This is a genomic window from Pantoea sp. PNT03 (genome assembly GCF_014852515.1).
Taxonomy (GTDB): Bacteria; Pseudomonadota; Gammaproteobacteria; order Enterobacterales; family Enterobacteriaceae; genus Pantoea; species Pantoea leporis.
Genome location: NZ_JACVBT010000003.1, coordinates 494,248 through 518,420 on the forward strand (window position 1 = coordinate 494,248; position 24,173 = coordinate 518,420).

Annotated in this window: 22 protein-coding genes; 9 read left to right on the forward strand and 13 right to left on the reverse strand. The window is 54.6% G+C overall.

Annotated features, from left to right (window positions below; all coding sequences use genetic code 11):
* Nucleotides 1-203: 203 nt before the first annotated feature.
* From acs to actP, 3 genes are all read left to right on the forward strand, one after another.
* Nucleotides 204-2,159 (forward strand): acetate--CoA ligase, encoded by a 1,956-nt coding sequence (gene acs / locus IB226_RS13995; RefSeq protein ID WP_192235989.1) that lies wholly within the window; start codon nucleotides 204-206, stop codon nucleotides 2,157-2,159.
* A gap of 146 nt (nucleotides 2,160-2,305) precedes the next feature.
* Nucleotides 2,306-2,632, forward strand: a complete 327-nt coding sequence (locus IB226_RS14000; RefSeq protein WP_008109989.1) for a DUF485 domain-containing protein — start codon at nucleotides 2,306-2,308, stop codon at nucleotides 2,630-2,632.
* Complete coding sequence (actP, locus tag IB226_RS14005) at nucleotides 2,629-4,281, forward strand: cation/acetate symporter ActP (protein ID WP_101763042.1); 1,653 nt, start codon at nucleotides 2,629-2,631, stop codon at nucleotides 4,279-4,281. The genes IB226_RS14000 and actP overlap by 4 nt, the downstream gene beginning before the upstream one ends.
* Nucleotides 4,282-4,455: 174 nt before the next feature.
* Here the strand turns inward: actP and IB226_RS14010 are convergent, their stop codons facing one another.
* From IB226_RS14010 to IB226_RS14025, 4 genes are all read right to left on the reverse strand, one after another.
* Complete coding sequence (locus IB226_RS14010; RefSeq protein ID WP_008109987.1) at nucleotides 4,456-5,001, reverse strand: YfaZ family outer membrane protein; 546 nt, start codon at nucleotides 4,999-5,001, stop codon at nucleotides 4,456-4,458.
* A 140-nt stretch (nucleotides 5,002-5,141) separates the two neighbouring features.
* Nucleotides 5,142-5,615 (reverse strand): YfaZ family outer membrane protein, encoded by a 474-nt coding sequence (locus IB226_RS14015; protein WP_370579764.1) that lies wholly within the window; start codon nucleotides 5,613-5,615, stop codon nucleotides 5,142-5,144.
* 153 nt (nucleotides 5,616-5,768) lie between these two features.
* The gene (locus IB226_RS14020; RefSeq protein WP_101763044.1) at nucleotides 5,769-6,464 is read right to left on the reverse strand and encodes an LrgB family protein; all 696 of its coding nucleotides are present in this window, start codon (nucleotides 6,462-6,464) and stop codon (nucleotides 5,769-5,771) included.
* Nucleotides 6,457-6,879 (reverse strand): CidA/LrgA family protein, encoded by a 423-nt coding sequence (locus IB226_RS14025; RefSeq protein WP_008109984.1) that lies wholly within the window; start codon nucleotides 6,877-6,879, stop codon nucleotides 6,457-6,459. The genes IB226_RS14020 and IB226_RS14025 overlap by 8 nt, the downstream gene beginning before the upstream one ends.
* A 104-nt stretch (nucleotides 6,880-6,983) precedes the next feature.
* Between IB226_RS14025 and IB226_RS14030 the strand changes: the two genes are divergently transcribed.
* Nucleotides 6,984-7,886, forward strand: coding sequence for a LysR family transcriptional regulator (locus IB226_RS14030; protein ID WP_192235993.1), 903 nt, complete (start codon nucleotides 6,984-6,986; stop codon nucleotides 7,884-7,886).
* Between the two features lie 71 nt (nucleotides 7,887-7,957).
* On the opposite strand, the gene IB226_RS14035 is transcribed toward IB226_RS14030, so the two are convergent.
* The 4 genes from IB226_RS14035 to soxR all read right to left on the reverse strand — a co-directional run bounded on the left by IB226_RS14035 (nucleotide 7,958) and on the right by soxR (nucleotide 12,640).
* The gene (locus IB226_RS14035; protein ID WP_101763047.1) at nucleotides 7,958-9,607 is read right to left on the reverse strand and encodes a Na+/H+ antiporter; all 1,650 of its coding nucleotides are present in this window, start codon (nucleotides 9,605-9,607) and stop codon (nucleotides 7,958-7,960) included.
* A gap of 139 nt (nucleotides 9,608-9,746) precedes the next feature.
* A complete protein-coding gene (locus IB226_RS14040) occupies nucleotides 9,747-11,096 on the reverse strand; it encodes an NCS2 family permease (protein WP_101763048.1) in 1,350 nt (449 codons plus the stop codon).
* Between the two features lie 358 nt (nucleotides 11,097-11,454).
* Nucleotides 11,455-12,120 carry a glutathione S-transferase family protein gene (locus IB226_RS14045; RefSeq protein ID WP_101763049.1) on the reverse strand — a complete coding sequence of 222 codons (666 nt, stop codon included), beginning with the start codon at nucleotides 12,118-12,120 and terminating at the stop codon, nucleotides 11,455-11,457.
* 43 nt (nucleotides 12,121-12,163) lie between these two features.
* A complete protein-coding gene (gene soxR, locus IB226_RS14050) occupies nucleotides 12,164-12,640 on the reverse strand; it encodes a redox-sensitive transcriptional activator SoxR (RefSeq protein WP_101763050.1) in 477 nt (158 codons plus the stop codon).
* Nucleotides 12,641-12,738: 98 nt separating this feature from the next.
* Here soxR and soxS point away from each other — a divergent pair, with 98 nt between their 5' ends.
* On the forward strand, nucleotides 12,739-13,170 hold the full coding sequence (soxS, locus tag IB226_RS14055; RefSeq protein WP_036649992.1) for a superoxide response transcriptional regulator SoxS: 432 nt from the start codon (nucleotides 12,739-12,741) through the stop codon (nucleotides 13,168-13,170).
* Between the two features lie 253 nt (nucleotides 13,171-13,423).
* The gene (locus IB226_RS14060; protein WP_008109973.1) at nucleotides 13,424-13,705 is read left to right on the forward strand and encodes a YjcB family protein; all 282 of its coding nucleotides are present in this window, start codon (nucleotides 13,424-13,426) and stop codon (nucleotides 13,703-13,705) included.
* A gap of 55 nt (nucleotides 13,706-13,760) precedes the next feature.
* Here IB226_RS14060 and IB226_RS14065 read toward each other — a convergent pair whose 3' ends face one another.
* Both IB226_RS14065 and IB226_RS14070 read right to left on the reverse strand, forming a co-directional pair.
* Complete coding sequence (locus IB226_RS14065; protein WP_101763051.1) at nucleotides 13,761-14,711, reverse strand: ATP-grasp fold amidoligase family protein; 951 nt, start codon at nucleotides 14,709-14,711, stop codon at nucleotides 13,761-13,763.
* A gap of 8 nt (nucleotides 14,712-14,719) precedes the next feature.
* Nucleotides 14,720-15,976, reverse strand: coding sequence for a polysaccharide biosynthesis C-terminal domain-containing protein (locus IB226_RS14070; protein WP_101763052.1), 1,257 nt, complete (start codon nucleotides 15,974-15,976; stop codon nucleotides 14,720-14,722).
* A 526-nt stretch (nucleotides 15,977-16,502) separates the two neighbouring features.
* On the opposite strand from IB226_RS14070, the gene IB226_RS14075 reads away from it, so the two are divergent.
* Nucleotides 16,503-16,898, forward strand: coding sequence for an IS3 family transposase (locus IB226_RS14075; protein WP_008109970.1), 396 nt, complete (start codon nucleotides 16,503-16,505; stop codon nucleotides 16,896-16,898).
* Nucleotides 16,899-17,832: 934 nt separating this feature from the next.
* On the opposite strand, the gene IB226_RS14080 is transcribed toward IB226_RS14075, so the two are convergent.
* Nucleotides 17,833-18,786, reverse strand: a complete 954-nt coding sequence (locus IB226_RS14080) for a DMT family transporter (protein WP_192235995.1) — start codon at nucleotides 18,784-18,786, stop codon at nucleotides 17,833-17,835.
* Nucleotides 18,787-18,858: 72 nt separating this feature from the next.
* Nucleotides 18,859-19,689 carry an AraC family transcriptional regulator gene (locus IB226_RS14085; protein ID WP_192235997.1) on the reverse strand — a complete coding sequence of 277 codons (831 nt, stop codon included), beginning with the start codon at nucleotides 19,687-19,689 and terminating at the stop codon, nucleotides 18,859-18,861.
* 121 nt (nucleotides 19,690-19,810) lie between these two features.
* On the opposite strand from IB226_RS14085, the gene IB226_RS14090 reads away from it, so the two are divergent.
* Entirely contained in the window at nucleotides 19,811-20,338 is a 528-nt protein-coding gene (locus IB226_RS14090) for an isochorismatase family protein (protein WP_192235999.1), read from the forward strand.
* 99 nt (nucleotides 20,339-20,437) lie between these two features.
* On the opposite strand, the gene ssb1 is transcribed toward IB226_RS14090, so the two are convergent.
* Nucleotides 20,438-20,992, reverse strand: coding sequence for a single-stranded DNA-binding protein SSB1 (gene ssb1, locus IB226_RS14095; RefSeq protein ID WP_192236001.1), 555 nt, complete (start codon nucleotides 20,990-20,992; stop codon nucleotides 20,438-20,440).
* A 222-nt stretch (nucleotides 20,993-21,214) separates the two neighbouring features.
* Between ssb1 and uvrA the strand changes: the two genes are divergently transcribed.
* Complete coding sequence (uvrA, locus tag IB226_RS14100) at nucleotides 21,215-24,043, forward strand: excinuclease ABC subunit UvrA (RefSeq protein ID WP_110868157.1); 2,829 nt, start codon at nucleotides 21,215-21,217, stop codon at nucleotides 24,041-24,043.
* The last annotated feature ends 130 nt before the right edge of the window (nucleotides 24,044-24,173 follow it).

Here is a 24,173-nt window from a genome sequence, read left to right on the forward strand (position 1 = left end):
TTATTTGCACAACAGAGGCAGCGATCTTGTAGGCTTAAGGCAGAAGATCACGCTGCTGGCGCGGCGTTTTTGCCCGCCGTTCGCCGGGGATTTGGCAGTGATAAAAGGTCGTGATCCAGACTACAAAACAGAAACAAAGCCCTGTCGTGGTCTTCAATTAACCATTGATTGACATATGATTAACATCTTCAAGGAGGTCAGCCATGAGCCAAATACACAAGCATCCCGTACCCGCTGCCATTGCAGCGAATGCTCTCATTAATGCCGATCAGTATGCGGCGCTGTATCAACAATCGGTTGACGATCCCGACACCTTTTGGGGTGAGCAAGGCAAAATCCTCGACTGGATTAAGCCTTACAGCAAAGTGAAAAATACCTCCTTTGCCCCCGGCAATATTTCGATTCGCTGGTATGAAGATGGCGCACTGAACCTCGCCGCGAACTGCCTTGATCGCCATCTCGCCACGCGTGGCGACCATCCCGCCATCATCTGGGAAGGCGACGACGCCAGCGAAAGCCAAACCATTACCTTCCGCGAACTGCATGCGGACGTCTGCCGCTTTGCCAATGTGCTCGGCAGCCTGGGCGTGAAGAAAGGCGACGTGGTGGCGATCTACATGCCGATGGTGCCTGAAGCCGCCGTTGCGATGCTGGCCTGTGCGCGCATTGGCGCGGTGCATTCGGTGATCTTCGGTGGCTTCTCACCGGAAGCCGTCGCCGGGCGCGTGGTCGATTCCAACGCCAAACTGATCATCACCGCCGATGAAGGCGTACGCGCCGGACGCAGTATCCCGCTGAAGAAAAACGTTGATGATGCCCTGAACAATCCAAACGTCACCACGGTGAAAAATGTGGTGGTGTTTAAGCGCACCGGTAAAGATACCGGCTGGCGTGAAGGCCGCGATCTGTGGTGGCACGATTTAGCGGCAAAGGCCAGCGATCAGCATGAACCGGTCGCCGTCGATGCCGAACATCCGCTGTTTATCCTTTATACCTCCGGTTCCACCGGCAAACCGAAAGGCGTGCTGCACACTACCGGCGGTTATCTGGTGTATGCCGCCAGCACCTTTAAGTATGTGTTTGATTATCATCCTGATGATGTTTACTGGTGTACCGCCGATGTCGGCTGGATCACCGGCCACAGCTATCTGATTTACGGTCCGCTGGCGTGCGGCGCGACCACGCTGATGTTTGAAGGCGTGCCGAACTGGCCGAAGCCGAGCCGCATGGCGGAAGTGGTGGATAAACATAAAGTGACGCTGCTGTATACCGCGCCAACCGCGATTCGCGCGCTGATGGCCGAAGGCGATAAAGCGATTGAAGGCACCGATCGCAGCAGCCTGCGCATCATGGGTTCGGTGGGTGAACCGATCAACCCGGAAGCCTGGGAGTGGTATTACAAGAAGATTGGCGACAGCCGTTGCCCGATCGTCGATACCTGGTGGCAAACCGAAACCGGCGGCTTCATGATCACGCCGCTGCCGGGCGCGACCGAACTGAAAGCCGGTTCCGCTACTAAACCGTTCTTCGGTGTGCAGCCAGCGCTGGTGGATAACGAAGGCAATCCGCTCGAGGGTGCCACCGAAGGAAACCTGGTGATTGTCGATTCCTGGCCAGGCCAGGCGCGTACGCTGTATGGCGATCACGATCGTTTCGAACAGACCTACTTCTCCACCTTCAAAAATCGCTACTTCAGCGGTGACGGCGCGCGCCGTGATGAAGAGGGTTATTACTGGATCACCGGCCGCGTCGATGACGTGCTGAACGTCTCCGGCCACCGTCTCGGCACCGCCGAGATTGAATCGGCGCTGGTGTCGCATCCGAAGATTGCCGAAGCGGCGGTGGTGGGCATTCCGCACAGCATCAAAGGCCAGGCAATCTATGCGTATATCACGCTTAACCACGGCGAAGAGCCGTCGCCAGAGCTGTATACCGAAGTGCGTAACTGGGTGCGTAAAGAGATTGGCCCAATTGCCACGCCGGATGTGCTGCACTGGACCGACTCGCTGCCAAAAACCCGCTCCGGCAAGATTATGCGTCGCATTCTGCGCAAAATCGCTACGGGCGATACCAGCAATCTCGGCGATACCTCTACGCTGGCCGATCCGGGCGTGGTAGAGAAATTGCTGGAGGAGAAACAGTCCATCACCATGCCGTAACCGGCTTCTGTTGTAGGGGCGACCATTTGGCCGCCCTTATATGCCACGTATTTCTGAGTTCGCACAACTTATAAAACTAGAATATTCAGCCAGTTAAATCACTTTATCGTGAGATATCTGTCTGCCTTGCCTCTGGAGAAAATGTGATGAACGAAACCCCTGAACAGGAAGCAGTCTGGCAACAAGTCGAGAATAATCCGCGCTTTCATGAATTGGTGCATAAGCGACAGGCGTTTGCGCTGCTGCTCAGCGTGATCATGCTGGTGCTCTATATCGGCTTTATTCTGCTGATCGCTTTTGCGCCCGCCTGGCTCGGTACGCCGCTGCACGCGGGCACTAACGTTACGCGCGGCATTCCGATTGGTGTCGGTTTGATCGTGATGTCATTCGTGCTGACCGGCGTCTACGTGTGGCGCGCCAACGGCGAGTTTGATCGTCTGACCAAACAGATCCTGAGCGAGGTAAAATCATGAAGCGCCTGCTTTCGATATTTCTCGCGGTAGTGCCCGCCAGCGTGTTTGCCGCCGATGCCATTACCGGCGCGGTGCAACGGCAGGCCACCAACTATGAAGCCATTATCATGTTCGTGGTGTTTGTCGCGGCGACGCTCGGCATCACCTATTGGGCTTCGAAACGCACCCGCTCGCGCAGTGATTACTACACCGCCGGCGGCAATATCACCGGTTTCCAGAATGGCCTCGCCATCGCCGGTGACTTTATGTCCGCCGCCTCTTTCCTCGGTATTTCTGCGCTGGTTTACACCTCAGGTTACGACGGGCTGATCTACTCGCTCGGCTTCCTCGTCGGCTGGCCGATGATCCTGTTTTTGATAGCCGAACGTCTGCGTAACCTTGGGCGCTACACCTTCGCCGATGTCGCCTCCTATCGCCTGGCGCAGAAACCGATTCGCACGCTGTCAGCCTGCGGCTCGCTGGTGGTGGTGGCGCTGTATCTGATTGCGCAGATGGTGGGTGCCGGTAAGCTGATCCAGCTGCTGTTCGGCCTCGATTACCATATCGCGGTAGTGATGGTCGGGATTCTGATGGTGCTGTACGTGCTGTTCGGCGGCATGCTGGCGACCACCTGGGTGCAGATCATTAAAGCGGTGCTGCTGCTGTTTGGTGCCAGCTTTATGGCGATTATGGTGATGAAAGCCACCGGCTTTAGCTTCAATACGCTGTTCACCGAAGCGATGGCGGTGCACCCGAAAGGCGCGGCAATTATGCAGCCGGGCGGGCTGGTGAAAGATCCCATCTCGGCGTTGTCATTGGGTCTCGGCTTGATGTTCGGTACCGCCGGTTTGCCGCATATTCTGATGCGCTTCTTCACCGTGGCCGATGCGCGTGAAGCACGTAAAAGCGTGTTCTGGGCCACCGGCTTTATGGGCTACTTCTACTTCCTGACCTTTATTATCGGCTTCGGCGCGATTTTGCTGGTGGGATCGAACCCAGCCTTTAAAGACGCCAGCGGCGCGCTGCTCGGCGGCACCAACATGGCAGCGGTGCATCTGGCGAACGCGGTCGGCGGCAGCCTGTTCCTCGGCTTTATCTCGGCCGTGGCCTTCGCCACCATTCTGGCGGTGGTGGCAGGTCTGACGCTGGCGGGCGCGTCGGCAGTTTCACACGATCTCTATGCCAGCGTGATCCGTGAAGGTAAAGCGACCGAACGCGATGAACTGCGCATCTCGAAGATCACCGTGCTGGTGTTAGGTGTGGTGGCGATTGCGCTGGGGATTCTGTTTGAGAAACAGAACATTGCCTTTATGGTCGGTTTGGCGTTCTCGATTGCCGCCAGCTGTAACTTCCCGATTATTCTGCTGTCGATGTACTGGTCAAAACTGACCACGCGCGGCGCGATGGTGGGCGGTTGGCTGGGACTCGTTACTGCGGTACTGCTGATGATCCTTGGCCCGACGATTTGGGTGCAGGTGCTCGGGCATGAGAAACCGATCTATCCGTATGAGTATCCGGCGCTGTTCTCAATGCTGGCGGCATTTATCGGTATCTGGCTGTTCTCAATTACCGACCATTCTGCACGCGGTGCCCAGGAACGTGCCCGCTTCCGTGGGCAGTTTATTCGCTCACAGACGGGGATTGGGATTTCGCAGGGGAAATCGCATTAAGTCCGTGCTGGCCTTCCCTCACCCTAACCCTCTCCCATAAATGGGAGAGGGAACCGATCGAGCTCGTTTTTCTCCCTCTCCCGCTTGCGTGAGAAGGCCGGGATGAGGGACAGACCGCACCCAAACAAAAATGGCGACCCATTGGGCCGCCATTTTTCATTCTAATTTAAACAATTAGAAACGCAGTGATGCGCCAACATACGGGCCATCGACCAGTACGTTATCTTTGCGGCTGCCTTTGTTGTTCAGCTCGATGTACTGATAACCCACACGCAGGTTCAGCAGCGAAATCGGCGTAAAGCTCAGGCCGCCTGAGGCTTCCTGATAGCTATCCAGACGATCGGAGAACGCTTCTGGCGCATAGTAATATTCGCCGTACAGGCCCCACATGCTGTTGAAGCTGTATTGCGCTGCGCCACCGACTGCCACGGTGAAGCCATCACGACCATCTTCCGGATGGGTGAACAGCGCTTTCGCGGTAGGCGCAATGCGGAAATCACCCACGTCGATGTTATAGCCGAGGCCCGCACCGTAGGTGCTGCCATCGTGATCGCTGCGCAGCCAGTTGCCTTTCAGGAACAGGCCCGGTGAAGTGGTGCCAAGGCCAAGGTTCAGGTTGGTGCTATGCTCACCCACGTCAACACTGCCCTCAATTGCCTGTGCGCCGCTGCTCAGCAGTGCCAGACCCAAAACGCTTCCAGTAACAAGTTGCTTTAACATGTGATTCCACTCCATGAAGGACAATTAATTCGGCGGCAAGGGTACCAGCCTGGCGACGAGAGACAACATTATTTGGAAAGCTTTACGTAAAAATGGATTACGGCGGGGAAAAAAGTGGCCCTAAAAGGCCACTTTTCAGATTAGAAGCGCCAGGCTGCGCCGATAAAAAGACCATCAATCGCACGATGGGTTTTATATTCGTGCAAGCCACTGCCGAGATAGCGGTAACCGGAACTCAGCGTTAACCAGTAGGCCGGTTGGTAGTAAACTCCGGCCTCAAACTGATGCAGATGATCCAGCTTATAGGTGCTGAAGTTAGGCGCCATGCTGAAATCGAGGTAGAGCCAGGTATGGCGCGCTTGTGGCAGTGGAGCCATCGCGCGTATACCCGCATTCACGCCGTAGCTGGACGTTTTATCATGGTTCAATTCAGCCCAGAACAAACCGATGCGCGGCACAATGCGCATTGCGCCTACAGCCACGCCGTAACCCAGATTGGCGTCCAGCAATTCTGACTGATGTTTGGCATTCACGTATTCCACGCCATATTGCAGGCCTGGCGCGGTTTTTTGGCTGTTGATGGCGGCCGCAAAGAAATCACTGCCCCCCTTCACGCCGATTTCCTGAGCAGTTACCCCAGCGGAGGCCAACAGGAGCCCCATTGCAAAATACTGACTTTTCATTTTTCGCTTCCTTATCGTTTAAGCGGGCAAACAATAAGCAAAGCGATCGGGCTGCTGTATGAGCAATGACTCAAAACCAGCGGATTACGATACCCACAGTAAGTGGCTTAACAGCGGCGCGAGAATGACGGTGACGACGCCAGACAGCATCATTACCAGGCTCGACACCACGCCTTCCTGCTGGCCGAGTTGATACGCGCGCGCGGTGCCTGCGCCATGTGATGCGGCACCAAAACCCGCGCCTTTAGCCACGCCCTGCTTGATGGCGAGACGCAGAAACAGCACGTCGCCCACCGCCATACCAAACACACCGGTGATCACCACAAACAGCGCCACCAGATCCGGCTGGCCGCCAATCGGCTGCGCGGCTGCCAGCGCAAACGGCGTGGTGATTGAGCGTACCGCCAGGCTGCGCTGAATGGTTTCCGGTAACGTCAGCCAGCGCGCCAGCCACACCGAACTGCATACCGCCACCAGCGTGGCCGTCAGCACGCCCACGCTCAGCGACAGCCAGTGACGCTTGATGATCTCAAGATTCTCATACACCGGCACGGCAAATGCCAGCGTCGCCGGGCCAAGCAGCCAAATCAGCCAGTGGCTTTCAGCGATGTAATTTTTCCAGCTGACGTGAGTGAGCAGCAACAGCGCCACCAGCACCAGCGGCGTCAATACCAGCGGCATCAACAGCAGCGTGCGCCAGCGGCGATAAAGAATTTTGTTGAGGTAGTAGACCAGCAGCGTGAACGCCAGACACAGCAGACTAATCAGCAGATCATTCATGATGCGCCTGCTTGCGTGCGGCGCGTGCCAATTCGAAGCGATATAAACGATCAACCACCAGTGACGTCGAAGCCAGCACCAGCAAGGTACTGACGCCGATCACCACGCAGATGCGCCAGCCTTCACTGCGCAGCAAATCGCTGTAGTTCACTACCGCTACCACCGCAGGAATAAAGAACAGCAGCATTTCTGCCAGCAGCCAGTTGGCGCCAGCTTTTACCCAGCGCAGCGGCACGATGCGCGTCATGATCAACACCAGCAGCAGCACCATGCCCACCACGTTGGCGGGCAGCGGCAGATGCAGCCAGCTCACCAGCCTGTCGCTGAAAATAAACAAACCGACATACAGCACCAGCTGCAGCGGAACAAACGTACGTTGCAGGAGATCCGTTCTGCGCGGACTTAATGCCATCATTGCTTGTTACCTGGATGAAGAATTGAGGTGACCAGTATAAATCCGCCGCAAACTGTGAAAGAAATGAATTAAAATTATTCAAACTATGCCAAAAAGGAATGTTTATGGATGTGCGCGCCCTGCGCTACTTCACTGAAGTGGTGCGCCAGCAAAGCTTCACCCGCGCCGCTGAGAAGCTGTTCGTGACACAGCCGACCATCAGCAAAATGCTGCGCCAGCTGGAAGAGGAGCTCGGCTGCACCTTACTGCTGCGCGAGGGCCGCAAACTGCATCTAACGGATAGCGGTCAGGCGGTTTACCAGCGCGGACTGGTGATTCTGCAAGAGTTCCACCAGCTTGAAGCGCAGTTGGGCGATATCAACCAGCTGAAAACCGGCGAGCTGCGGCTGGGTATTCCACCGATGGTCGGCATGCAGATGGCCGGTTCAATCTCCGCCTTTCGCCGCCGTTATCCTGGCGTACAGCTGAAAATATCCGAGTTCGGCGGACTGACGGCGCAGCAAGCGGTGCTGAGTGGCGCGCTGGATATCGCCCTCACCGCGCTGCCGATCGAATCCGAACTGCCGCTCAATACGCTGGAGTTAATGCACCATCCGCTGTGCGTGCTGCTGCCGCTCAGTGAACAATGGCGCGATCACCGTAAAGTCGGTTTGGCAGAGTTAGCCGAACATCCGCTGCTGATCCTCAATGAAGAGTTCGCCTTGAATCGCCAGATTCGTAAAGCGTTTCAACGCCAGAACCTGACGCCAACTATTGCGCTGCGCAGCGCGCAGTGGGATTTTCTCGCCGCGATGGTGCAGGCGGGCATGGGACTGGCGATTCTGCCGGAGCCCATTTGTCAGCGGCTGGATAAGCAGTCGCTGCTGTGGCTGCCACTGGAATCGGAGCTGCAGTGGAGTTTGGGGTTGATTTGGCGGGAAGGCAGTTATCTGTCGCGCAGCGCCGAGGCGTGGATTGCGTGTTGCCGTGAACACTGGCCGGATAGTGCGCCGCGGCTGTCGGTGTAAAAACAACCGCAGCACATTAGCGTAGCGGCGCAATGTTTTGCGCCGCTACCGATGAACAATATGGCTTACTGCTATTCCTCTTTCTCAATCAGCAACGCTTCCAGCAGATCAAGATCGTGCAACAGTTTCTGCATTGTCTCGTTGGAGATCTCCTGCGTGGCGCGCAGATGATAGACCTCGGCGCGCTCGGCGCGCAGCGCATTGAGGCGGAAACGACGCTCGAGATTTTCGGCAAATTGCGCCTGCTCGATATCGTTTTTCCCCTCCGCGCGACGACGCAGGTTACCAATCACGCGCAGGCTGACCTCTTTCAGCAGCTCAGGATCGATGTTCTCTTCGGTGTCGCTCTCAAGACGCTGCTCCATTTTATGCAGGCTCTCAATCGCCACACCCGCCATCGCGGCACGCGCAAACTGAATCTCACGACGATGGCCGACCTTATCGATGCTTTCTACGTCGCGCAGCAGAATCGGCAGCAGCACCACGCCAACCAGCAGCGACACCAGAATCACGCCGGTAGCGATGAAAACCAACTCATAGCGCGCCGGGAACGGATCGCCGTTGCTCAGGAACAGCGGAATCGACAGCACACCGGCCAAGGTAATGGCACCGCGCACGCCGGCAAAAGAAGCAATCAGCAATTCACGCAGTGAGTAATTGGTAAACTCCAGCGGCTTCTTCTTCAGCAGACGCATGCTGGTGCGCTTCATGATCCACAACCAACCGAAACGCACCACCATCAGCGCGGCGTACACCAACAGAACGTCGGTAAACAGCATCCACAGTTCCACGTTAGGATCGGCTTGCGCCTGCGCAATCGAGGTGGAAAGGATGTCGGGCAGCTGCAGGCCGAGCATCAGGAACACCATGCCGTTGAACACGAACTCCAGCATCTGCCACACGCTGTTCGCGCGCAGACGCATCGCCAGCGGTGCCTGGCGGATAATGCCGGAACGCGTAATGGTCATACCGGCGGCGACGGCGGCGAGAATGCCCGACACGCCAAGGTGTTCCGCAATCAGGTACGAGGCGAACGGTAACAGCAGCAGCAGCACGGTCTGTGTTGCCGGGTCATCCCCGCTCCAGCGGCTCAGCAGACGCAGCGAGCGGCCATACAGCCAGCATATCGCCACACCAGCGACCAAACCGCCGACCGCCACTTTGAGAAACTCAACGCTGGCGCCGCCCCACGTAAACACCATGGTGCCCATCGCCACCGCGACGGCAAACTTCAGCGATACCAAACCCGACGCGTCATTCATCAGGGCTTCGCCCTGCACAATCGACATAATTTTTTTCGGGATGCGTCCTTCACCGACAATGCCGGACAGCGCCACGGCATCGGTTGGCGAAAGCACCGCCGCCAGCGCGAAGGCGGGAATCAGCGGAATCCCTGGCACCAGCCAGTAGATCAGGTAGCCAATCCCGACCACCGTGATCAGCACCAGAACCAGCGCCAGCCCCATGATTTCGCGACCGTGATGCAGGAACTCGTTTATCGGCGTTTTCCAGCCATCCGCAAACAGCAGCGGCGGAATGAACAGCACGAGGAACAGTTCCGGATCAAAATCGACATGCAGGCCGAAGACGGGAAATGCGAGCAGTGCACCGGCGGCAATTTGCACCAGCGGCAGGGGAATTTGAAACGGCAGAATACGTGCCGCCACGCTGGAGAGTGAAACCACCAGCGTCATGATGAGAATAGTAAAGAAGATTTCCATGCTTTCCTTAGGCGAATCAATTTCATTAAAGCGATGTTGTTGCGTGGGAAAGTGTAAAACAAAACGCCGCACAGCGGAGCAACCCGATGTGCGGCGTGATGCAGAAAGCGAATAATCCTGGAATTATTCAACTTTCAGGTCAGATGGCCCAGCCACCGGCATAGAACGCGACCAGCGCGACAGCAATCACCACGGTGCCCACGTTCAGCTTGCGCCACTCACCGGCAAACAGGCGTCCAATCACCAGTGAAGCGAAGCCGAGCATGATGCCGGTGACGATGTTGCAGGTCAGCACGATGAACACGGCGGTCAGCAAGCCGGACATCGCATCAACAAAATCGTTGAAGTCGATTTTTGCCACGTTACTCAGCATCAGCAAGCCAACGTACATCAGCGCCGGCGCGGTCGCGTAAGCCGGAACCAGATAGGCCAGCGGCGACATGAACAGGATCACCAGGAACAGCAAACCCACCACAATCGCCGTCAGACCGGTTTTACCACCCGCCGCCGTGCCCGCCGCCGATTCGATATAGACCGCAGCTGGCGAAGCGCCGACCAAGCCGGCGAACAGGCTGCTGACGGAATCGGTGGTTAACGCACGACCGCCGTTGATGATCTGCCCCTCTTTATCCAGCAGATTCGCCTGCCCCGCGACCGCGCGGATGGTGCCGGTGGCATCAAAGACCGCGGTCATCACCAGCGCCAGCACGCTTGGCAACACCACCGGTTGCAGCGCGCCCATGATATCGAGGCTAAACATCGCTGATTGCCCGTTAGCATCCTTCAGGCTCGGCATGGCAAACAGACCTTGATAGGTCACCGCCGGATCGAAAATCAGGCCGAGAATCGAGATGGCGATGATGGTCAGCAGAATGCCGCCCGGCACGCGGCGTTTTTCCAGACCAAAAATCGCCGCCAGTCCCACCAGCGACATGATCACCGGGAACGAAGCGAATTGACCCAACGCCACCGGCAAGCCCGGAGCCGGATTTTTCACCACTAAACCAATGCCGTCAGCGGCGATCAGCAGCAGGAACAAGCCGATACCTACGCCGGTGCCATGCGCCACGCCCATTGGTAAGTTGCGCAGTATCCATGCGCGGATGCCGGTGACAGAAATGAGCGTGAACAGCAAGCCCATCAGGAACACCGCACCAAGCGCCACCGGCACGCTAATGTGCTGGCCGAGCACCAGGCTGAACGCGGTGAAGGCGGTCAGCGAGATGGCGCAACCAATCGCCATCGGCAGATTGGCCCACAAACCCATGATGATCGATCCAAAACTGGCGACCAGACAGGTAGCGACGAACACCGCCGTTGGCGAGAAGCCCGCTTTGCCCAGCATGCCGGGCACCACGATGACGGAGTACACCATCGCCAGAAACGTTGTCAGACCCGCCAATACTTCCTGACGCACGCTGCTGCCGCGTGCAGAGATATTGAACCAGGCGTCCAGTTTTCCACTGGCCGGGCGCGATTCGCCAGACATAATTCTTCCTCAATTTTTTTGTGATGTGAGTCGCCGCGCGGCGCACGTTTGCCGTTCCCTGATGGCGGTTTTTCATGATGAAAATCCAGGCAAACGTTTACGTCGCCGCGTATTCCAGGCCGTAAAGGGGGACGCGGAAAAAAGGCAAACGATTATCTGGCGTTTGCCCTGGGGTTTTCAACTCTTAATCACGGGTATGACAGGATAAATCCAGGCGATTGTTCGCCTTTAGGCGTGTCGCAATGGCATGCACAATTTGTAGCGGCGCGATTTATCGCGCACATAAATGGCGGCTCCGTGCCCGTCCATATATTGCGCAATAAATTGCGCCGCTACGATGCGTACGAGATTCGATAAATCAATTGCTTAATTCAATCGCGCCGCCCTGCTGAATCGCCCGCTGCCAGGCCGCGCGCTGCTGCATGGTTTCCAGCCAGCGGGCGGTGGCGGGCGTATCGCTCAGGGAACCACGCAGTTGCAGCGCCAGCAGCGGGAAGCTCATCTGCACATCGGCGATGCTAAAACGTGAACCGGCAAAAAACGCATGCTGCGTGAGATGCTCTTCAATTACCCGACCATGTAGAGCCAGCTGTTTATTCAGCCAGGCTTTCTGAATCCCTTTGCTCAGGGCGATGCCGGCCGGACGCAGCAGCCACGGCACCGGCTTTTTGCCAAACTGCGCAAACACCAGTTTCATTACCAGCAATGGCATCAGCGAACCTTCAGCGTAATGCAGCCAGTAACGCGCCTGAATCTGCTCATCTTCATGACTCAACGTCAGCTGATGCTCGCTGTCGTACTTCAGTTGCAGGTATTCGAGAATTGCGCCTGACTCGGCAATCACGCGATTGCCGTCGGTAATCACCGGGGATTTGCCCAGCGGATGCACTTTCTTTAAGGAATCGGGTGCCAGCAGGCTGTTTTCACGCTGATAGCGTTTGATTTGGTAAGGCACCGCAAGCTCTTCCAGAAGCCATAACACGCGATGCGAGCGGGAATTTTCCAGATGGTGAACGGTGATCATACGGTTTCCTTGCCGGTAAAAGTGTTCCGCCAAGTATAGTCGATCAGCGTTTTTGCTCGTCCTGTTCCGGATCGAGTAACACCGCGCCCGAACCTTGCTCGCCCAACCGGTCACCGGGATTACGCAGCGGGCAATCGCGCATCGATAAACAGCCGCAGCCAATGCAGCCATCAAGATCGTTACGCAAGCGCGTGAGGGTTTCGATGCGTTTATCCAGCTCCTCGCGCCAGTGCTGCGTCAGCGCGTCCCACTCTTGTGTCGACATCCGTTTATTAGCCGGCACATGCGTCAGGCTGTCGCTCACCGTCGCCAGCGGAATGCCAATGCGTTGTGCAATTTTGATGATGGCAACGCGACGCAGCACGTCACGGCTGTAGCGACGTTGGTTGCCGCCGTTGCGCGAGCTACAGATCAATCCTTTGGTCTCATAGAAGTGCAGTGCCGACACCGCCACGCCGCTGCGCTTCGCCACTTCGCCCGGCGTCAAAACCGGCTTCGGGTAATTGCGTTCTTTTTTCATTTAGGGCCTTTACCTCAAGTTAACTTGAGGAATTATACTCGCACCCCAGCAAAACTTCGAATTTCTTACCAGGCAAAAAACATCAGAAGGATGAGGCTATGATGCAACAGGAAATCATTCATTCGCTGTCCAACTGGATCGATCAGAATCTGGATAAAGCGCTGTCAATTGATGAAGTCGCGGCAAAATCAGGTTACTCAAAATGGCATCTGCAGCGTATGTTCCGTGCCGTCACGAAACAAACGCTGGGTGGCTATATTCGCGAACGTCGTCTGACGCTGGCCGCTGAAGCGCTGCGTCAAACCCAGCGTCCGGTGTTCGATATCGCGATGCAATACGGTTACGATTCGCAGCAGACGTTCTCGCGCGTGTTCCGCCGTCAGTTCTCGCAAACGCCAACCGCTTATCGTCATACCATGCGTCGCCAGGCGATGATTCAGCGTCCGCGCTTGCTCAGTTTTGACTGTGCAGACAATAACATGACCAGTTTTGCCCAGCGTACCACCGGCGAATGTTGCCCGGTTAGCTAACCCTTTCTGCGCGCCCCTTGCGGGCGCACCTCGCTCTTCCTGCCTGTTTTTTCCTCAGTTCGATAAAAATCTTTCTACCTGACCCGGTATAAATTTTGTTCAAAATTTAAAATCGAGTGATATAATGTGAGCCAAGTCACACTTTTCTGTCTTCAGTTAGACGGCCAGAAGGACTTCCCTGACCTTCCTTCTTAGCCGCCAGTGATGTCGATTGAATGTCGGGGATATCACTGATTCTAAGAGGTTTTTGCAGATGGCCACCCTAACCACCAGTTTGATTGTAATGCGCTGGGAACTCCTGAGTGCGGTAATGATGTTTTTCGCCAGCACCATGAAAATTCGACTGCGTCAGAACAGTCACCACGTGATGGCGCTGCTGTGCGGTGGCATCGGCGTTGGCATGTCATGCTGGTTCGTTACTGGCCTGCTCGGTATCACGCTGAGCATGGAGAATTTGCATAACTTTATGGAAATCTCCAAAAACGCCTTTATCGAAGTGATGAGCCAGACGCCAACCGATTGGCCAATGCCTTAATCGCAGCCAATAAAAAACCCCGCCGAAGCGGGGTTTTTTATTTTGCTGTGTGATTCTAAATTTTCTTCAATACGGCCGGAATGGTCACTTCCGCCACCGTGATGCCCGGTATCTTCGTACCGCGACGATCCTGAATCCACATATCACCCATCATCTGATTTAGCCCGCGATCCAGACCGGTCACCAAACCCGCGCCCGGCGTGAAGGTTAATTCGCCGAAGTAGATCTGCTCGTTATCGATGTACCAATCCACGCGCACATAATCGAAATCGCTCGCCAGCTTTTTACTCAACGCCAACGCGTGCTGCAACGAGGCCATTTGCGGCGTCACATCCAGGCCGGTATCACGAATTTTGTGATACGCCTCGTTGAGGTTGTTGACGTAGAAGTTCATCGACAACAGCGGATTGCAGCGGTTGTAGATCACCTGCAGCACATACTCAAAGCTGCCGTCGCGCTTGTTGAACATATGGAACTTGTAGTCAATCGGTGCCGATTTACCATCGCCAATGTACTGCTCCACCAGAATGCGTGGCTTGATGTAGCGATAGTGAATCTCGCGCGCTTCGTTGGCGAAATCGGTCTTCAACCAGCGATGGCAATCGTTGATAATCTGCTGCTTCTTCAACGCATCCGGCTCTTCCAGCAGGATCTCCACCATGTTGGAGGCGTGATTCGGCTTGATAACGGTATTTTTCCAGCTCGGCAGCGTGTGCAATGAGCTGGGATCGCTGGTCTCGTAAACCAGCGGGATCAGGTATTCGCTGCCCACTTTCTCGGCGATATATTCACGCACCGAATATTTGTCCGACAGACGACCATAAATCTGATAATCGCCATGGATGAATTTGCGATACAGCACCTTCTCGTTAAACACTTTCGGCTCGCGCAGATTAGGCAATTTGCGGAACTTGTGAAAATAGTAGATACGATCCTGGTATGCCCAGGGCATCTTCTTGATGAAGTACTGAACGCTTCTTCTGAGTTCATCTTTCAACTTGAGCATATCTGACCTCATTTGTAGGTTTTGTAGTTGAGTGAGGAAACCTGGATTTTTTGGATGACGCCGTTTTTGAAGAAGTAATTCATTACGGTAAGAGACAGCAATTCTGAGATGAAAACGCTCCATGCGGCACCCATGATGCCGTAGCTCTGGATCAGCCACCACGACAGCGGCAAGCTGATGACCATCAGGCAAACGATTTTCTTCAACAGATAATTAAACCCGCCTTCTTTGACCATGTAGCGATACGCCACGGTCCCCATCGCCGAAAAGCAGGTTGCTAACGACAACAACGTAATGAGACTTCCTGACTGTGTGTACTCGTGACCATATAAAGCGATGATGATTTTTTCGCCGTACATCGCGATCACCGCTAACAACAACAATGAAACACCCATGACATAACCATTAAGCCGTGCTGTCAGCTTGATGGCGGTTTCTCCACGCTCACGGAAGATTTCCGAAAAGCAGGAAGTGATGATGGCGACCGGGATAAAAATCCAGGAGGCCGAAATGGTATTGGCGGCGGCGAACAACCCAAGATCGCGCGCTGAGGCGATGCCTGCCAGGAACATCTGTGCCGCTTTCACCTGCACCGAGATAAAGATGCTGGAGATGGCCAGCGGCAATCCGGCGTACAGCAAATAGCGCAGATAGGTGTTGCGCTTATCCTGCGGCGGCGCCACATCCTGATTTTCGCGATAAAAGTTAAAACGCTTAATGACGTACGGCACCAACGTGACGGCGACAATCGAAACGGTCAGCCATAGCGGATTGAGGTGCAGCCAGGCAATGGCGAAACTTAAGCTGAAGCCCAGCAGCAATCCGACAGAGTTGGCGATGGTATTCAGCCGCGACGCTAAGCGCGCATTGTTGTAGACACTGAAGGTGTCCTGCGTCACGAAAACCGAAGAGATAAACGAGGCCAGTGCAAAAGCGAGGAAGTTTTCCTGCATGTTGTACCAGACCCAAATCAAGACGGGCAGCGATGTAAGCAACAGTAAAACCATGCGCATGTTGCGCGCTACGGTCATCAGGCGTAGCCCTTTCGGTGCACTCTTACTGATACGTTTAAACAGAATGGTTTCCGTACCGAAAATCGCCACGGTCTGCACCATGGAAAACAGTGAGGTCGAAAACGCCATTTGGCCAAAGATGGTTGGACCAAAGGATTTTGCCACGTAGGAGGTCACAAATATGACGCCGAACACGGAGACGATCTTTTCAGACATCATCCAGGCGGCATTCGACATTACGCTCAATTTCATTGACTGATCCTTAGTATTACGAACTACAACAACTTTCGGTACAACGTCCTTGAAATGAATTAACAAGCGCTCAGTGGGCCTGACTTAATTTATTAACTTCAAACCAAACTGGTCCGAAAAATGAGACTCGCGTCAGCAATTAGGAATTATATTCAGGAAAATTCCGATTATATCCGGTGCGAAACTCGGTGGATGTAAACGATTTCAGCCTAAATTCTAAGCAAAAGTTTACTGGCATACCCTGACATTTCTGCAAGTGGTTTATGCCGATTTTCCAATGAATGTAGTATTTTTCTGCATTTGGGATGGAGAGAATTTATATCAAAAACCTAAAGCCAGGAAGGCGTTCAATGCCATTCGGAATAAAATAAGATTTATCCCATGATGATATTTCTTCTAAATATCTTAATTTAACCCTCGCAATTCAAATCGCGCACTTTAATACTGCATTAATAGTGTTTTTGCAGTGCCAGATATTAATACAGTAATTCTCATCCACTAATTGATAAGAAAGGTAATAGCATTTATGAGAAAGTCACGATATAGCGAAGAGCAAATCACAAATGCCATTAAAGCTTCTGAAACGGGAGTGAAAGTCAGGGAGATTTGTGAGGAGCTTGGCATTTCCGAGGCCACTTTCTATAGCTGGAAGAAGAAGTTTTCTGGGCTCTCTTCCGAAGAAGGTAGAAAAATCAAGGAGCTGGAAGATCAGCTACTTAACCTCACGCGTGAGCTGCAATCACTGAGTTCCGATAAAGAGATGCTGCAAAGCGTATTGAAAAACTTCTTCACCACCAATGAAAAGCGTCAGGCGGTTAACTTTCTGCAAACGACATTCGACATAGGTACCCGTCGTAGCTGCCGTTTACTGGATATTAGCCGTAGCGTTTATCATTATCCTGCAGGTACAGATAATCGCTAATACCATTAAGGCCGATGTTATTTGACATAATGCTGAGATTTGTTCTTACCAGAAGATATGAAGATCATTTAATACGGCGTTCACAACATAACAATTCGCACCAATTTTTCCTGATGAATACCATCGCGGAATTGCTTCCTTTTTTGCGGTAAAATAGATTCACATCAGCAAAAGTCTCTCTATTCAAGCCATTCTAACGAAGTCCAATCTCATTTCGGTGAGATTGGCGCTTCGATTATTACTTTACCAACATTAATCATCAGTCCTGAATGCGGATAGTTCTGTTAAGCATTAATGAACAACCGCGTGTAACCGCTCACACACAACCTCTGTTTTCATCTGGATCTGTTCTGAGATCGATTCGTCAATCGTTTGACGCGCGTAGACCATAATTCCCTCTTCTGTTGCCAGGAATAATCCTGATAACAAAGGTTACCTGCCCTAAACAATAACGGCCAAAAAGCGGGAAATAAGTTAAATTCCTGCACCCTATTCATCGCTACGCTTAATGGTTTTTTGCCAAAGGTTAATGGAATCTTTCTTAACATCTCTCGATTCCCTTAAGCAAAAAGTGGTTTTCAAGTGCCAATCTTCAGTGCCAAATGGCAATAAACGGTAGGTTAGATGCATGTTTTTGCGCGTTAATGCGTCGGTTTTTTCCGCTTTAGGGCCTGCGATAGCCAGGAAGATCGGAGATTTGTGAAGGTTCAGGAAGCCTTAATACGGTTAAACACTCATGCGCCGGATGAAACGGTATGACTTTTTATGACAAATCAGCGCTAAAAAGAGGGCTGCAATTAGCCAAAATGTTATATCGATGGCCAGCTGAGCGCCTGAATGGGCGAAGAGGTGAGTGAAAAGGGTTGGTCAAATTCTTAAAATACAGCGTAGTACGCTGCCGAAATGATTTTTCAGCAGCGCTGATTTTGATGACCTATACCGCAGTGATGTGCGGCTGGGGTTTAATACGCATCGCGTAGATCACGCCAATAATCAAACAACCAATGCCAAGCGCGGTTAGCAACGGCGGCCAGCTTTGTCGCCACAGGAATGTCCACAGCAAACCGGCTAAGGTTTCGAACACAATCAGCGGCCCCATGATCACCGTCGGCACGCGTTGGCTGGCCGCATTCCAGCAGAGCGTGCCCAACCATGAGCAAAACAGCCCGATACCTAACATCAATAATAGAAAGCGTTGCGGCTGCGGCCCGAATGGCAGCGCAAATGCAGGTTGCTGCCAGTGAAGCTGCACGCAGACTAATAGATAGAACACTATTGCCAGCGGCAGCGTCACCAAACCTTGTGCCGTCGCCCAGCTGGATGGCTTGTGTTGGGGATGCGCGCGTAGCCATAAACCATTACGCAGCGGATACCATGTCCAGCATGCCACCGCCAAAACCGCTAACCCTAAACCGGTGAGATAGCGCGACCAATCAAAATCGGGGCCTTGCGTCTGGAGTTCGGCGGCATTCACGCAAGCCAGGCCCACAGCAATAATCAGCAACGCTGGCGTCAATTTACGCCACGGCAAGCGCCCTTCAAGATGGCCATAACAGAGATTGGCCGTCACGGTAATCACCACCGGCAAGGTGCCGATAATCATGGTAGAAATGGGCGCGCCGGTGCGTTGAATCGCGCTGGCGAGAAACGCGTAATAGAGCAAATTGCCAATCAGCGACAGCTTCAGCGCTTCAATCCAGTCTTTGCGCGCCAGCTGACGCAAACGACGGCGATCCAGCCAGGCGAGCGGCAACACCACCAAACCAAAGGCGACGTAGCGCCCGGCCGATTGCAAGGTGCCGGGATAATCCGGTATTAACAGCGGGCCCACAAAGATCAATCCCCACATCAGTCCCGCCGCCAGCGCAAACAGTATTCCAGCAAACATAAACTCTTCCTTTATATGCATTCCGCTGCAGTGTGACGCAGGCGGGGGCTAAAGGCTTGTAGCAGATTGCGGTTAGCGTGAAGGGAACACTTGTTTTTGATAGCGGCCCGGCGTGATGCCGTAGCGATGCGCGAAGGCGCGGGTGAGATGAGCCTGATCGGTAAGACCAACCGATGCCGCGACGGTTGCCGCACTGTCGCCGCGTGCCAGCTGCTGTTTTGCTGCGAACAGACGAAAAGCCATCAGCATTTGATGCGGCGTGACGTGGAAGTGTTGTTTAAAACTGCGCAGGAAATGCCACGGCGACAGTGATGCCAGCGCCGCAAGTTCTTCGAGGCGCACCGGTTCGGCGAGATTTTCACGCAAATAGTCTCTTACCGCATCAAAGCGATGTGCACCTTCGACAGGTCGCTGCTGTCCCTGACGCGCCAGCGGACGCATTAACTCCAGCAGTTCGAGCAAAATGCTTTCACGCTCCAGCGGGGTTTCCGCCTGCCACATCTGCGCCAGCAATTGAGAAAACGGCTGCGCCAGACGCGCATCGGTGCGCAGAGCATCGGTGAACCACCAATGACGATCGCCGGAGAGACGATCCATCTCCTGCGGATCGATATAGATCATGCGATAACGCCAGCCTTCGTCGCAGGCAGATTCACCGGTGTGCAGCTCGTCAGGATTCATCATCACCAGCGAATGCTGCGGCGCGGTGTAACTGGCGCCGCGATAGCGAAAGCGCTGGGCGCCCGATTCGATAGTGCCGATGCCAAAGGCTTCATGGGTATGCGGTTCAAAAGCGTAGCGGGAGATGTGCGCCTGATACAGCTCGATGCCCGGCAGCTCAGCGAAATGCTGAAACTGCGCACGATCTTGCTCACAAGGAAAGATTTCAGGAACCACCTTCACGACACACCTCCGGAATAAATCGCTTATAAGCATGCGCGGCAGTGGCGATAAATGCAAAGCGGATTTGCTTTACCTCGTTGCAAGTTCACCGGACACTGACAAGACTTAACAGGAGATAAAAATGGCTAATCGTGTGGTTGTGGTAGTGGATATGCAAAACGGCGTGCTGGCATCGCCGCGTTTTGATCGTGCCGGACGCTGCGAGCGGATCAATCAGTTAACCGCTGCGGCCGATCAGGTGATCTTCATCCAGCACGTTGGCCCAGGTTTAGAGGTCAATTCAGCAGGCTGGGCCATCGTCCCCGAGTTGCAGCAGCCGGCCAACGCCATCTTTGTCAATAAAACCGCCTGCGACAGTTTCTGGCAAACCGATCTCGCCGCTCAGCTCGACCAACGCGGTATTAAAAGCTTCGTTATTTGCGGCTGCGCGACTGATTACTGTGTCGATACCACCATCAAAGTCGGCGCCAGCCTCGGCTATCACATCACCGTCGCCGCCGATGCGCATACCACCGCCGACCGCACGTATGTTTCCGCGCAGCAGCAGATCAATCAGCACAACGAAGTGTGGGCCGATTTGATTATGCCGGGCAACCCGGTGCTGGTACGTGAGACGGAAGCGTTATTGCGGGAATGGCGACCGCATTAAGGCTGCACCTTGTTTGGCTTGAGAAAAAAAATGCCACTCCTCACGGAATGGCATTTCTGGATTCGACAACGTCCGGCCTGAGATAGCTCAGGCGAGTTATCAGAACGGAATATCGTCGTCAAAATCCATTGGCGGTTCGTTGTTGGCTGGCGCGCTCTGCTGCTGTGGACGCTGCTGCGCACCGCCGCTGAACTGGTTGCCACCGCCCTGCGGCTGCTGTTGTGGCTGCTGTGGCTGGCCCCAACCATTGTTATTGCCGCCGCCCTGGCCGCCCGCTGGTGCGCCACCTGCGTTCGCGCCCTGCTGACGTCCGCCCAGCATCTGCATGGTGCCGCCAACGTTAACCACCACTTCAGTGGTGTATTTATCCTGGCCGGCCTGATCGGTCCATTTGCGGGTACGCAGCTGACCTTCGATGTAAACCTGAGAACCTTTACGCAGGTATTCGCCAGCCACTTCCGCCAGCTTGCCGAACAGCACAACGCGGTGCCATTCCGTGATCTCTTTGTTTTCACCGGTTGTCTTATCGCGCCAGCTTTCTGACGTGGCCAGCGTAATGTTGGCTACCGCGCCACCATTTGGCATGTAGCGCACTTCCGGATCCTGACCCAGATTCCCGACTAGAATCACTTTGTTTACGCCACGACTGGCCATGTTGCTGTCTCCCGATGAGTTGATGCTAAAAGTCTAAGCGAAAAATTGTATCACGTCACATTGGCGTGTGCCCACTTTAGAGCGGGATTCCAAAATTTATCGGCGGACAGAATAGCAAAAACACTGGATATTTATTCAGTTTATTTTTTGTGCCATAATGGACCGTTTCTGCTGGTCGTGCTGGCAAGGCATGGCGAGTGTTGTTCAATCCGGGAAAGGTGAATGGATAAGATCGAAGTCCGCGGTGCTCGCACCCATAATTTGAAGAACATCAACCTGATCATCCCTCGCGATAAGCTCATTGTGGTCACCGGTCTGTCAGGTTCCGGTAAGTCTTCGCTGGCGTTTGATACGCTGTATGCGGAAGGCCAGCGTCGCTATGTCGAGTCGCTTTCGGCCTATGCGCGCCAGTTTCTTTCATTAATGGAGAAACCGGACGTTGACCATATTGAAGGTCTTTCGCCCGCCATCTCCATTGAGCAGAAATCGACTTCGCATAACCCGCGTTCCACTGTCGGCACCATTACCGAAATTCACGACTACCTGCGCCTGCTGTTCGCGCGCGTGGGTGAACCGCGCTGTCCGGATCATGACGTTCCTCTGGCAGCGCAAACCGTGAGTCAGATGGTCGATCAGGTGCTGTCGCAGGAAGAAGGCCGTCGTCTGATGCTGCTGGCACCGGTGGTGAAAGATCGCAAAGGCGAACACACCAAAACGCTGGAAAACCTCGCTGCGCAGGGCTATATCCGTGCGCGTATTGATGGCGAAGTGTGCGATCTGTCGGATCCGCCGAAGCTTGAGTTGCAGAAGAAGCACACCATTGAAGTGGTGATTGACCGCTTCCGCGTGCGCGAGGATCTGGCAACGCGTCTGGCCGAATCCTTTGAGACCACGCTGGAACTGAGCGGTGGCACCGCGATCGTCGCCGATATGGACGATCCCAGCGCCGAAGAGATGCTATTCTCGGCCAACTTTGCCTGCCCAATCTGTGGCTACAGCATGCGTGAACTCGAACCGCGCCTGTTCTCGTTCAACAACCCGGCTGGCGCCTGCCCGACCTGCGATGGCCTGGGCGTGCAGCAATATTTCGATCCCGATAGAGTGGTGCAGAACCCCGAGCTGTCGCTGGCCGGAGGCGCCATCCGCGGCTGGGATCGCCGTAACTTCTACTACTTCCAGATGCTGCGCTCGCTGGCAGAGCATCTGCAATTCGATGTCGAAGCTCCGTTTAACAGCCTAAGCGACAAAGCGCGCGAAGTGATTCTGTACGGTTCCGGCAAAGAGAATATCGAATTCAAATACATCAACGATCGCGGTGACACCTCAGTGCGCCGCCATCCGTTTGAAGGCGTGCTGCACAACATGGAGCGCCGTTATAAAGAGACGGAATCCAACGCGGTGCGCGAAGAGCTGGCGAAATTTATCAGCAACCGTGCCTGCGCCAGCTGTGAAGGTACGCGTCTGCGTCGTGAAGCGCGTCATGTTTTTGTTGAAGACACCAACCTGCCGACCATCTCAGAAATGAGCATCGGTCATGCGATGGATTTCTTCGCCAACATGAAGCTGAGCGGCCAGCGTGCGCAGATTGCGGAAAAAATCCTGAAGGAGATTGGCGATCGCCTGAGCTTCCTGGTGAACGTCGGCCTGAATTACCTGTCGATGTCACGCTCGGCGGAAACGCTCTCCGGCGGTGAAGCGCAGCGTATTCGTTTGGCCAGCCAGATTGGTGCCGGTTTGGTCGGCGTGATGTACGTGTTGGATGAACCCTCAATCGGCCTTCACCAGCGCGACAACGAACGCCTGCTTGGCACGCTGATTCACCTGCGCGATCTCGGTAACACGGTGATTGTGGTGGAGCACGACGAGGATGCGATTCGTGCCGCTGACCATGTGATCGATATCGGCCCAGGCGCGGGCGTGCACGGTGGTCAGGTGGTTGCCGAAGGTGATGTGCACGCGATCATGGCGAATGAAAATTCCCTGACCGGCCAGTTCCTTAGCGGCAAACGTGAGATTGCGATCCCTCAAGAGCGCGTTAAAGGCGATCCAGCCAAAGTGCTGAAACTCACCGGTGCGCGCGGTAACAACCTCAAAGATGTCACGCTGACGATTCCGGTCGGCTTATTTACCTGCATCACCGGCGTGTCCGGATCGGGTAAATCGACGCTGATCAACGATACGCTGTTCCCGATTGCGCAGCGCCAGCTCAACGGCGCGACCACCATCGAAGCCGCGCCTTATCGTGAAATCGCCGGTCTGGAGCATTTCGATAAAGTGATCGATATCGATCAGAGCCCGATCGGTCGCACACCGCGTTCGAATCCCGCGACCTACACCGGCATTTTCACTCCGGTGCGTGAACTGTTCGCCGGCGTGCCGGAAGCGCGTTCACGCGGCTACAATCCGGGGCGCTTCAGCTTCAACGTGCGCGGCGGACGCTGCGAAGCCTGTCAGGGTGACGGCGTGATCAAGGTAGAGATGCACTTTCTGCCCGACATCTACGTGCCGTGCGACCAGTGCAAAGGCAAACGCTATAACCGTGAAACGCTGGAGATTAAATACAAAGGCAAGAGCATCCACGAAGTGCTGGATATGACCATCGAAGAAGCCCGCGAATTTTTTGATGCGGTGCCGGCGCTGGCGCGTAAGCTGCAAACGCTGGTCGATGTCGGCCTGTCGTATATCCGTCTGGGCCAGTCAGCTACCACGCTTTCTGGTGGTGAAGCGCAGCGCGTCAAGCTGGCGCGTGAGCTGTCAAAACGCGGCACAGGCCAGACGCTCTATATCCTCGATGAGCCGACCACCGGCCTGCACTTTGCGGATATTCAGCAGTTACTGGAAGTGCTGCATCAGCTGCGCGATCAGGGCAACACCATCGTGGTGATTGAGCACAACCTCGACGTGGTGAAAACTGCAGACTGGATTGTCGATCTCGGCCCGGAAGGCGGCAGCGGCGGCGGTGAAATCCTGGTGTCCGGCACGCCAGAAACGGTGGCGGAGTGTGAAAAATCACACACGGCGCGTTTCCTTAAGCCAATGTTGAAGAAGTAAACTTCTCTCAGGCCCGCAAATGCGGGCCTGTTTTTTTCTGTCGGATTCCGCAACGAAATGCAGGAACAGGCAAGAATCAGACAACTTCAGGCATATACGCATTACCCCCTGCTGACTATCCTTACAACGT